The following is a 10008-nucleotide window of genomic DNA, read 5'->3' on the forward strand; positions in this document are numbered from 1 at the left end:
CCGGGTCCCGTCCCCCGGGTGGAGGCCGGTCAGGTCATGTGTGCACAGGGCGCGGTGATCCTCGGCGGACGCCCGGAGCAGCAGGCCGGTCATGGTAGGTCGATCGCCGCGTAGGTGAGGTCGAGGTACTCGAGGATGCCCTCGTGCGACCCCTCCTTGCCGATCCCGGACTGCTTGACGCCTCCGAACGGAGCTGACGGGTCCGATATCAGACCACGGTTGATGCCGACCATCCCCGTATCTAGCCCCTCGGTGAACCGGAGCGCTCGTTGGAGGTCACGGGTGAAGATGTATCCGACCAGGCCGTGCTCGGTGCCGTTGGCCTTCGCCAGCACCTCTTCGTCGGACGTGAACGAGAGGATCGGCGCCACCGGGCCGAAGATCTCCGCCTCCAGCATCCGCGCATCTTCGGGCACGTCGACGAGGACGGTAGGCGGGTAGAAGTGGCCCGGCCCAGCCAGACGCTCGCCGCCCACCAGGACCCGGGCGCCGCGATCGACCGCGTCGGCGACGAGCTCGTCGATCTTGGTGACCGAGGCCTCGTCGATCAACGCCCCGACGTCCACGCCGTCGTCGAGACCATGGCCCACCGACAGCGCGCCCATCCGCTCGGCGAAGCGCGCCGTGAACTCCTCGCGCACCGGCTCCTCGACGTAGATCCGGTTGGCCGCGATGCAGGACTCCCCGATGTTGCGCATCTTGGCCACCATGGCGCCGTCGAGCGCGACGTCCAGGTCAGCGTCGGCACACACGATCAAGGCCGCGTTGCCGCCCAGTTCCATGGAGGTGCGCAGCACGTTGTCCGCGGCCTGTCGTAGCAGCACGCGCCCGACCTCGGTCGACCCGGTGAACGAAAGCTTGCGGGTCCGACTGTCGGCTAGCAGTGCTGAGACCACCTTGCCGGCACGCTTGGTGGTCACCACGTTGACGACGCCCGGGGGAGCGCCGACCTCCTCCATGATGCGGGCCAGCAACAGCATGGTGAGGGGCGTCTGGGCTGCTGGCTTGGTGATCGTCGTGCAGCCCGCAGCCAGCGCAGGAGCGATCTTGCGGGCACCCATGGCCAACGGAAAGTTCCAGGGCGTCACGAAGACGCACGGTCCGACCGGCTTCGGCACGGTGAGGATGCGATATCCACCTGCGGGAGCGGTGCTGTAGCGCCCCTCGACGCGCACCGCCTCCTCGGCGAACCAACGGAAGAACTCGGCGCCGTAGGCCACCTCTCCCCGAGCCTCGGCGAGCGGCTTGCCCATCTCGAGCGTTATCAGCCGGGCGACCTCCTCGGATCGCTCGGTCAGGGCCCGGTACGTCGCGGTCAACAACTCTGACCGTCTCCGCGGCGGCGTCGCCGCCCACTCCGCCATCGCCTTGCTCGCCACGTCCAGAGCGGCGAGCCCGTCAACGACGTCGGCGTCCGCCACCTCGGCGATGGTCTTGCCGGTGGCCGGGTCCTCGACGGCAAAGGTGGCTCCGCTTGCGGCGTCGCGCCAGGTGTCGCCGATCCGCAGTCGCCGGTGCTCGGGGGCCAGGACGTTCATCGGGTCACTCATTGCGTCGCCCTCCTGTGATCTTCTTGGTGATGTCCGGCGTGCCTCAGCGATCGCGCTATGGGCATGGACGGACGGGTCACACGCTCTCGTCGGGGCGAGGTTGCCGAGCGGGTCGAATGTGGCCCTGGCCCTGTCTGCGGGGCGACGCCCCGCGCCACCGATCGCCACGGCCGTCTGAGCGTCGTCAGGCCGTGCTCACTGGTGACGGTCGGCCGTGGCTCGATTGCCACGTGCGGGCGCATGGTGCCGTCGCCGCTCGGCGCGGTTATCGCCCAGCCTCGGACAGCGACAGCCCGGTGTCCGCATCGAACAGGTGCGCACGGTCCAGGTCAACAGTGACAAGCAGCCTCTCACCGGGCGTACCGGTGACGGTGGGTCGTGCCTTGACCTTGAGGATCTTCGTCCCCACTCGGACGTCGACCACCGTTCGGTCACCGAGCGGCTCAAGCCCGTAGAGCTCCCCAGACAACGATGCGTGCCCACGCTGCTCAACGGACAGGTCCTCCGCGCGCAGGCCCAACAGCAGCGCACGACCGTCCTCGGCCGTGGTCCAGCGGGGCCGCGGCAGCGTCCAGCCTTCCGCACCGACCAGGCGATCTCCCTCGGCGTGGCAGGCGAGCAGGCTGATCGGCGGGCTCCCGACGAAACCTGCGACCCACTGGTTGGCTGGACGCTCGTACACTTCGGTCGGCGTTCCGACCTGTTGCACCTTCCCCTCCTTGAGGACCGCGACCTGGTCGGCCATGGACAGGGCCTCGACCTGGTCGTTGGTCACGTAGACGAAGGTTGCTCCGAGGCTCCGGTGGATGCGGGTGAGCTCGGTGCGCATCTCGACGCGGAGCTTGAGGTCGAGGTTCGTCAGCGGCTCGTCCATGAGAAACGCGCGCGGGCGACGGACCAGCGCCCGGGCCAGGGCGACACGCTGCATCTCACCGCCCGACAACTGTGCGGGACGACGCTGCAGCAGCCGTTCGATGTGCAGCAGGCTCGACATCTGCTCGACGGCAGCGGCGATCTCGCTCGAAGAACAGCGGCGGGCCCGCAGCGGCGACGCGATGTTCTCGTACACCGTGTGTCGCGGGTAGAGGGCGTAGCTCTGGAAGACCATGGCCAGGTCGCGTGCGGCCGGGGCGTCACCGGTCGCGTCCCTCCCGTCCAGATGCACCGACCCGGCGTCCAGCTTCTCAAGGCCGGCGATCGCTCGCAGGGTCGTCGTCTTGCCTGCCCCGGAGGGCCCGAGCACGACGAAGAACGAGCCGTCCGGCACGTCCAGCGTCACCCCGTCCAGGGCCTGGACCTTGCCGAAGGACTTGCACAGCTCGTGCACTGCCACGGTTCCCATCAGGCCACCAGCTCTTCCGTGCTCACGTCGTAGACCGCCGGGGTCCCGCCGGTGTGCCGCAGCCCGACCGGTGCGTCAGCGGCGAATCGGACAGTCGGTGGCATCCGAACCCGTACGTCGCGCTGGCCGCTGTGGTCGACCACGTAGATGATTTCGTCGCCCAGCCACTCCGCCGAGACCACGCGGGCCGGGACCGAACGTTCCGCCCCTGGTGCTGTTACTTCCAGCGCCTCCGGCCGGACGCCTGCGACCAGGCGACGGTCGCGCGGCAGGCCTGGCGGTGGCGTGAGGACCAGTCCGCCCTGACCGTGAAGCCTCCCGTCGGCCACCTCCACCTCGATCAGGTTCATCGGCGGGGAGCCGATGAATGCGGCGCAGAAGAGACTCGCCGGACGGTCGTAGACCTCCAGCGGCGTGCCGACCTGCTCGACGCGGCCCTTGTTGAGGATGGCGATTCGGTGACCGAGCGACATCGCCTCGACCTGGTCGTGGGTGACGTAGACCATCGTCGCCCCCAGTTCCCCCTGCAGGTGCTTGATCTCCGTGCGCATGTCCGCCCTCAGCTCCGCGTCCAGATTGGTGAGAGGTTCGTCCATGAGGAATGCGCGCGGTCGCCGCACCAGGGCGCGAGCAAGCGCGACACGCTGCTGCTCCCCGCCGGACAGCTGGCGCGGTCGCCGGTCCAGGAGCGGACCGAGCCGCATCAGCCGGGCGGCCTCGTCGACCCGCGCGTGCACCTCCTGCTTGGGCAGCCCCTCGGCCCGCAGTGGGAACGCCAGGTTGTCGCGGGTTCGCAGATGCGGGTACAGAGCGTAGAACTGGAACACCATGGCGATGTCGCGCTCGGCGGGCGGCAGGTCGTTGACCAGCGTGTCGCCGATGCGGATGTCGCCCGTCGTCTGCCTCTCCAGGCCGGCTATGGCCCGCAGCGTGGTCGTCTTGCCGCAACCCGAAGGGCCGAGCATCACGAACAACTCGCCGTGGCCGATGGACAGGTCCACGTGGTCAACCGCGACCGTCCCGTCCGGGTAGCGCTTGTGCAGGGCGGTCACCTCGATGCCCGCCATCAGCGTCGCACCGCCCCGAGCGTCACGCCGGCGATGAGGTGCTTGCGCACCAGGTACGCGAAGACGAGCACCGGTAGGGCGAACACCACGGAGGCGGCGGCCACGAGACCCCAGTCCGTCGTGGTGCCGCCGATGAGGCCGGCGATGGCGGGTGGGGCCGTCCGCACGCTGTCACTGGAGGTGAGGAAGGTGGCGAACACGAACTCGTTCCACGAGAAGATGAGTGCGAAGACCGCCGTCGCGGCGATGCCGGGCACGAGCAGCGGCAGGGTGTATCGCCAGAACGCCTGCAGACGGGTGTAGCCGTCGAGCATGGCGGCATCCTCGTACTCCGCGGGCACCTCGTCGACGAACCCCTTCATCATCCAGATCGTGAACGGGACGTTGAACGCGGCGTAGATGAAGATCAGGCCGAGCTTGCTGTCGATGAGTCCGACTTGGCGGTACATGAGGAAGATCGGGATCACGACCACCACGGGCGGCATGAAGCGGGTGGACAGGATGAAGAACAGTTGGTCCTTCTTGGCTCTCACCGCGAAGCGTGAGTAGGCCCAGGCTGCCGGGACCCCCAGCACGGTGGCCAGCAACGTGGAGACCCCGGCGACCACCACCGAGTTGAAGAACGAGACGGACAAGGCCGAGCGACCGCCGTCGGGGGCGACGAACACGTCCTTGAAGTGGTCCATGGTGACGTCGAAGTCGAAGAACTTGGCCGGGATGGCATAGACATCCCGGTTTTCCTTGATGGACGTCTCGAGCATCCACAGCACCGGAAAGAGCATCACGACGGCCAGCACGGTCAGCAGCGCGACCTCCAGCACGGAGCGGCCCCGGCCGCCGAGGCGGCGCGCGGGGGGAGTGTGATCCCGGGCCGAACCTGTGGACACGGCCTCGTCGACGGAGACGGCCATCAGTCCTCCTTGAGCTTGTTCAGGTAGCGCAGGTAGAGCTGCGTGAGGACGATGACGACGAGGACCATGAGGATCCCGTACGCCGAGGCGGTTCCGGTGTTGAAGCCCAGGAACGCGACCTTGTAGATGTGGAACGACAACGTCTCGGTGGAGACGCCCGGGCCTCCGTTGGTGAGGATGTAGACGAGGTCGAACAGCCGGAAGGCCTCGATGGCCCTGAACATCACGGCAATGAGTAGCAGCGGCCACACCAGGGGAAGAGTGATGGTGCGGAACCGGAACCACTCGGACGCCCGGTCGATCGAGGCGGCCTCGTAGAGGTACTTGGGCACCGCGGTAAGGCCCGCAAGTGCGATGAGCATGATGAACGGCGTCCATTGCCAGGTGTCGACCACGATCAGGGAAATCAATGCCGTTCGCTGCCGGGTGAGCCACTCCACCTGCCCCAGACCGACCGAGCCGAGCATGCTGTTGATCACGCCGAACTGCGCGTCGAGCATGAATCGCCAGAACAGCCCGACCACGACCGGCGACAGCATCATCGGAACCAGGAACAGAGTGGTCAGCACTCCTCGTCCGTGCGTGCGTCGTGAGATCAGGTAGGCGATGCCGAAACCGAGCACGGTCTGCAGGCCGACCGCGCCGACCACGTAGATCAACGTCGTCAAGGCCCTCGTGTGGACCTGCGCCGACGTCAGGATGGCGGTGTAGTTACCGAAACCGATGAAATTGGCGGGCCCCCCGCGGGTGGCCGAGTAGTCGGTGAAGGACAGGTACAACGACCACAGCAACGGGAACACCGACATGGCGAGCAACAGCAGCATCGCGGGGGAGATGAAGGTAACGGCGAGCCAGCGGTCGCTCAGCCGGCGGGACCGGCCCGGTGCAGGTGGCGTCGCAGACGCCACCTGCACCGGGTGGTCGGTCGTCAGAGGGACGGCGTCACTCACAGTCCGCCGCCGCCCTTGCGGCTGCTGGAGTCGAGCACTCCCTGCTGCTCCTTGGCGATGTCGTCGAGCGCATCCTTCGGCTTCTTCGCGCCGTTGAGAGCCGCGTTCACGTTGGTGTTCTCAATGTCGACGAGGCGCGCGTACTCGGGCACGTTCCACATGTCCCGCATCCGCGGCACCGAGTCGGTGTACACCTGGTTGAACGGCCCGGCATTGAGGAACTCGGGCGACTCCAGGGCGTCCGTACGCGATGGCACGCCGCCGGCCGCGGCCCACTTCTTCTGGACATCAGCCTGCTCGAACCACTTCATGAAGTTCAGGGCTTCCGCCTGGTTTGCCTTGGAGGAGTAGGACGAGACGTGCATCCCCATACCGCCGAGCGGGACCAGGTTCGTCTTCTGGCTCGGCAGGGTGGCAAAACCCAGCTTGTCGAGAATCTGCTCCCGCGTGGTGCCGAGCGTCGACTGCTTCGGATCCAGCAGGCCGCCGCTCGCGGCGATCCAGTTGAACGCGATGCATGCCTTTCCCTGGGCGACCGCCGCGTTCACCTCGTCGATGAACCAGTTACCGGAGCCTTTGGCGGTCAGCGGCTTCATCTTGTTGACCAGGACGTCCATCGCCTCCTGGCCCGCAGCGTCGTTGAGGACGCCCTCGATCTTGCGCGCCTTGGGGTCCCAGAGGTTGCCGCCGTAGACGCCGTTGACCGTGTTGTAGGTTACGGCCGCGGCGTCGGAGCCGTTGGCCTGGTGGAAAGCCAGCCCGCTGACGCCGGGGTTGTCCGCCTGGCACTTCTCGGCGGCTGAGATCATCTGGTCCCAGGTCTGCGGTGGCTTGTCGCCGATCAGGTCCTTGCGGTAGATCATCGTCCAGGTGTCGCCGAGCAGCGGCAGTCCGTACAGGCTGGCGTTCTCGTCGCGCTTGCCGGTCTCCGCCTGGGGGAACTGGCCGTACGCCGCCAGGAGGTACGGGTTGTAGGCCTTGACGTCGATGTTCTCTTTGACGAAGTCGGTGAGGTCGAGGATGTTGCCGTTCGTCACGGCCTCGCCGATGTGTTGCGAGTCCAGGATCGCGATGTCGAAGTCAGTCTTGCGCGCGGCGAACTGGGTGAACATCGCGTCGTGCCAGTTCGCGTTCGGCACCGTGTTGACCTTGATGGTCGCGTTCGGTCGCTCTTTCTTGTACTCCGCGTTCGCGAAGGCTTCCAGTGCTTGGGCGGGGGGCCAGTCGAACCAGATGAAGCTGAGGGTCAGCGGGTCCTTGGTGAGCTCCGGGATGGTCGCCGGCGCCTTGGGGGCGCTCGCCTTCCCGCCGTCGTCCTTGCCATCGCCGCAAGCCGCCACCGTCGTGGCCACCAGCAGCATGGCCGCCGTCGCCAGCTGCACCTTCCGACCGGGAGCGGACACTCGTCCTGTTCGCTGTGGATGCCGCATCTTCTCGCCTGCTTTCGGGGTAGGGACTTCTAGTGCCTCGCTATGTGCTTCGCCGAGCAGTTGCTGGGTTGTTCAGGCGTGTTGCCGGGCTGTCGCGGGGGCCGACCCGCGGACCGGCGTCACGAGTACGCCGAGATGTACTGGGCCTTCAGGACGTCGAGCATGCCCATGGGAGCTTCAGGTGATCGAAGTAGAGCGATGGCGGGCGGTTCCGCGGTGGTGCAGGATGGCGAGCATCCGCCACTTTTCCTATACGATCTGATGGGGGCGTCAGCATGCCGCAGCGTTGTGACTGATGTCAATAGGTTCGCAAAGACGCAAGAGAGGACCTCACGTCACGATGGACGACGAAGCGATGATCGCGCGGGGCCGTAGGGCCGTGACGGGCGGAACGCCGCCGGGAAGATCTGGCGGCCGGCTCGCCGACGAGGTGTACGACACGCTGCTCGGACAGCTGATGTCGCTACGGATCGAGCCTGGCTCCCGCGTCACGATCGACGTCCTGGCGCGAGAGCTGGGGGTCTCGCAGACGCCGATCCGAGACGCTCTGAACCGCATGGAGGCCGAGGGTCTGGTCGTGCGTGTGCCCCATGCTGGCTACCGCATTCCCCCCCAAATCACCCGTCACCGATTCGAGGACATGCTTGAGGTCCGCCTGCTCCTCGAGCCGGCAGCGGCGCGCAAATCCGCCGAACGCGCATCCTCGGAGCAGGTGGCCGGCCTGCGACGAATGCTGGAGGAGATGGCCGAGCTGGAGGGGGGCAACGGGCCCATGGCCTATGGCGCCTTCGGGCTACGCGACGCCGCTTTTCACGATCTCGTCGCCCTGGGCGCGGAGAACCACGTCATCCGTGAAGCGCTCGCTCGCCTGCACAGCCACGTGCACCTCTTCCGGCTTCACCACGACGCCCAGGTCACTCACTTGGCCATGGCCGAGCACGAGGAGATTGTGGCCGCGATCGCCGGGCGTGACCCCGACGCCGCCGCCTACGCGATGCGTCGGCACATCTTGCGTTCCGGCGAGCGTTTCCGACGATTGTTCGACGAGGCCAAGGACGCGGACGGAATGGCGGTAGAGGCTTGACGGGTGTGCTGGGCCGAGGAATGCTGACTCAACTGATCGGATCGGATTGGATCCATCTCATCCGCCCCCAGATGCGAGGAGAAGCAGGTGCCCAGAGCGCTGCTCCTGACCGGCGACGCCGCCGAGGAGCTCGACACCATGTATCCCTACTATCGCGTCCAGGAGGGCGGCTGGGACGTTGACGTCTCGTCACGGACGATGCGTGACGTGCAACTGGTCATCCACGAGTTCGACCCCAACTCCGACGCCTACGTGGAGAAGAGCGGCCGGAAGCTGCCGGTCGACGTGCCCTGGGCCGAGGTCGACGTCGAGCGCTACGACGCCCTCATCATCCCCGGGGGACGTGCCCCCGAGTGGATCCGGGTCGACGCCGACGTCAGGCGCATCACCGAGCACTTCTTCGCGCGCAACCTCCCCATCGCGCTGGTGTGCCACGGCGCCCAGGTTCCAGCGGTGTACGGGCTACTGAAGGGCCGGAAGACGGCGTGCTTTCCCCCCATCACCGGTGACATGGAGAACGCGGGCGCGACGGTCGTCGACGCTCCGGACGTCGTGGACGGCAACCTCGTCTCCTGCCGGGGATGGCCCGACATGCCGCAATTCGGCCGGGCGATGATGGAGGTCTTCTCGAAGTCCGTCAACTCCGCTTCGGCATGAGCACACCCGACCTGTCCCGGTGACGGCACTTCGGACCGTCACCGTCGACGGCTCTCCCGTCCACGTCCTGGAGAGCGGCACCGGGCCCGCAGTGCTGATGCTGCACGGCTCCGGACCCGGCACGACCGGGTCCGGCGCCTGGGCAACGACGGCGCAGGCGCTGGGCACGTCCTGGCACCTGGTGGCTCCTGACCAGGCGGGGTTCGGCCGTACACCCGTCCCGGCGGGCTCCAGGGGTGGGCTACGGCTGTGGACGGAGCAGGCCGCAGGCCTGATGGATGCTCTCGGAGTCGAGTACTACGCCGTGGTGGGTCACTCCATGGGCGGTGCCGTGGCGCTGGCGTTGGCGGCCGTGCGCCCCCAGCAGGTCACCCGTGTCGTGGCGGTCTCGACGATGGGCGCCCCCGGGGCGCCGCTGTCCGCCGACCTCGACGCGATCTGGGCCGCCCCCGCCGGCCCGCTCGGGGCACGAGACATGCTGAGTCGCCTCGTCCTCGACCAAGCGCTCGTGACCGATTCGGCCGTCGATGCCCGTGCAGCTGCGATGCGAGCGGGGGCGGCCGCATTCGCGTCGTTGTTCCCTCCACCCAGGGCACGATGGGTCGACGAGCTCACCCTCTCGGCGCAGACGCTGGCAGCGGTCCGCGCGCCCGTGCTGCTCGTTCACGGCGCCGAGGACCGAGTCACCCCGCTCGGGACGGCAGCCCAGCCCCTGCTCGAACACCTCGCCGATGTCCGGCTGCACGTGCTCGGCCGATGTGGGCACGTGCCGGCGATCGAGCACCCGCACGAGTTCAGGCAACTGCTCTCGTGCTTCCTCCGCCGGGACCGAGGTCACTAATTGCTGCGGTAGGTCCGCAGCCTGTCGCGGACTGTCCTGGATCGCCCCGTGAGCGAGTGGTCCGGGGCGCAGTGGCGCGCCCCGGACAGAGACCACCGCGTCGGCGCGCCCACCGGCCAGCTCCAGGCCGACCACCGCCGCCTCGGCGAAGACCTCGCCCAGACGGTTGTCGAGCC

General features: G+C 67.7%; 9 protein-coding genes. 3 read left to right on the top strand and 6 right to left on the bottom strand.

The features are described 5' to 3' along the window. Window positions 1–89: 89 nt before the first annotated feature. From ABZT18_RS17470 to ABZT18_RS17495, 6 genes are all read right to left on the bottom strand, one after another. A complete protein-coding gene (locus ABZT18_RS17470) occupies window positions 90–1550 on the bottom strand; it encodes an NAD-dependent succinate-semialdehyde dehydrogenase (protein ID WP_354992382.1) in 1461 nt (486 codons plus the stop codon). A 265-nt stretch (window positions 1551–1815) separates the two neighbouring features. After that, a complete protein-coding gene (locus tag ABZT18_RS17475; protein ID WP_354992381.1) occupies window positions 1816–2892 on the bottom strand; it encodes an ABC transporter ATP-binding protein in 1077 nt (358 codons plus the stop codon). Continuing rightward, window positions 2892–3959: an ABC transporter ATP-binding protein gene (locus ABZT18_RS17480; protein WP_354992380.1), complete on the bottom strand. Its 1068-nt coding sequence runs from the start codon at window positions 3957–3959 to the stop codon at window positions 2892–2894. The genes ABZT18_RS17475 and ABZT18_RS17480 overlap by 1 nt, the downstream gene beginning before the upstream one ends. Continuing rightward, window positions 3959–4870 carry a carbohydrate ABC transporter permease gene (locus ABZT18_RS17485; protein WP_354992379.1) on the bottom strand — a complete coding sequence of 304 codons (912 nt, stop codon included), beginning with the start codon at window positions 4868–4870 and terminating at the stop codon, window positions 3959–3961. The genes ABZT18_RS17480 and ABZT18_RS17485 overlap by 1 nt, the downstream gene beginning before the upstream one ends. After that, window positions 4870–5778, bottom strand: a complete 909-nt coding sequence (locus tag ABZT18_RS17490) for a sugar ABC transporter permease (protein ID WP_355251801.1) — start codon at window positions 5776–5778, stop codon at window positions 4870–4872. Before ABZT18_RS17490 ends, ABZT18_RS17485 begins: the two co-directional genes overlap by 1 nt. A gap of 38 nt (window positions 5779–5816) precedes the next feature. Beyond that, window positions 5817–7202 (bottom strand): extracellular solute-binding protein, encoded by a 1386-nt coding sequence (locus ABZT18_RS17495; RefSeq protein ID WP_355251804.1) that lies wholly within the window; start codon window positions 7200–7202, stop codon window positions 5817–5819. Window positions 7203–7590: 388 nt separating this feature from the next. On the opposite strand from ABZT18_RS17495, the gene ABZT18_RS17500 reads away from it, so the two are divergent. From ABZT18_RS17500 to ABZT18_RS17510, 3 genes are all read left to right on the top strand, one after another. Beyond that, window positions 7591–8334 (top strand): GntR family transcriptional regulator, encoded by a 744-nt coding sequence (locus ABZT18_RS17500; RefSeq protein ID WP_355251807.1) that lies wholly within the window; start codon window positions 7591–7593, stop codon window positions 8332–8334. A gap of 87 nt (window positions 8335–8421) precedes the next feature. Then, window positions 8422–8991 (top strand): DJ-1/PfpI family protein, encoded by a 570-nt coding sequence (locus tag ABZT18_RS17505; RefSeq protein ID WP_354992375.1) that lies wholly within the window; start codon window positions 8422–8424, stop codon window positions 8989–8991. A 19-nt stretch (window positions 8992–9010) separates the two neighbouring features. After that, a complete protein-coding gene (locus ABZT18_RS17510) occupies window positions 9011–9832 on the top strand; it encodes an alpha/beta hydrolase (protein WP_355251810.1) in 822 nt (273 codons plus the stop codon). The last annotated feature ends 176 nt before the right edge of the window (window positions 9833–10008 follow it).

It is taken from the genome of Micromonospora sp. NPDC005291 (assembly GCF_040607415.1).
Classification (GTDB): Bacteria; Actinomycetota; Actinomycetes; order Mycobacteriales; family Micromonosporaceae; genus Micromonospora.

What these genes read in the sequence shown, in the direction of transcription:
- ABZT18_RS17480 (WP_354992380.1), bottom strand. Translation starts at nt 3,959, where the DNA reads ATGGCGGGCATCGAGGTGACCGCCCTGCACAAGCGCTACCCGGACGGG.
- ABZT18_RS17485 (WP_354992379.1), bottom strand. Translation starts at nt 4,870, where the DNA reads ATGGCCGTCTCCGTCGACGAGGCCGTGTCCACAGGTTCGGCCCGGGAT.
- ABZT18_RS17470 (WP_354992382.1), bottom strand. Translation starts at nt 1,550, where the DNA reads ATGAGTGACCCGATGAACGTCCTGGCCCCCGAGCACCGGCGACTGCGG.
- ABZT18_RS17475 (WP_354992381.1), bottom strand. Translation starts at nt 2,892, where the DNA reads ATGGGAACCGTGGCAGTGCACGAGCTGTGCAAGTCCTTCGGCAAGGTC.
- ABZT18_RS17500 (WP_355251807.1), top strand. Translation starts at nt 7,591, where the DNA reads ATGGACGACGAAGCGATGATCGCGCGGGGCCGTAGGGCCGTGACGGGC.